1 protein-coding gene is annotated in these 546 nt (G+C 38.3%); it reads right to left on the bottom strand.

The features are described 5' to 3' along the window. Positions 1–546: IS66 family transposase (locus tag JN080_RS29030; RefSeq protein ID WP_256239372.1), on the bottom strand; the 546-nt coding region annotated here is incomplete at both ends.

Raw genomic sequence — 546 nt, 5'->3', positions numbered from 1 at the left:
GGTGTTTGAATTGTCTTTCTAATCGATATAAATCATCACAATAATTTACACCGATTTGTCCATTTTTGCTCTCCACTTTTAACCAGTAGCGACGAACGTGCGCAAGACAATTTGCGAAAGTGACACCTTCAATTTTGTCATAGACAGAATAACCATCACAAATAATTGTTCCAGAAAAGCCTTCAATGAAACTCTCAAGGACAGACCGAGCACGTGATAATGAACTTTGAAAAAGAGTTATTATTGGCCCTTGGCTTGGCACGCTTCGAAACACCCAATTATAGGCATTGGTTTGTCCAGATTTTCCATCGGATCGGTTGATAATTTGCGCATAAGTTTCATCAACATGTAAAACAGATTTAGCCATCATCAAATGTTTCATTCGTTCATAAACGGGCAATAACCAATCATGTGCTGCACGAATGACCCAATTGGAAAGATTCTTATCATTGGTATTCAAACCATAACGTTCCCATTCCTTTACCTGACGGTAAAGCGGTAAATATTGCGCAAATTTATCATAGATAACTTTGGCAAGGACGCTTG

Origin of the sequence: Bacillus sp. EB600, from assembly GCF_024494385.1 — a bacterium.
Classification (GTDB): domain Bacteria; phylum Bacillota; class Bacilli; order Bacillales; family Cytobacillaceae; genus JAEVLT01.
Note: the sequence above shows the minus strand (reverse complement) of the source record. Positions and strands in the feature narration are given on the sequence as shown.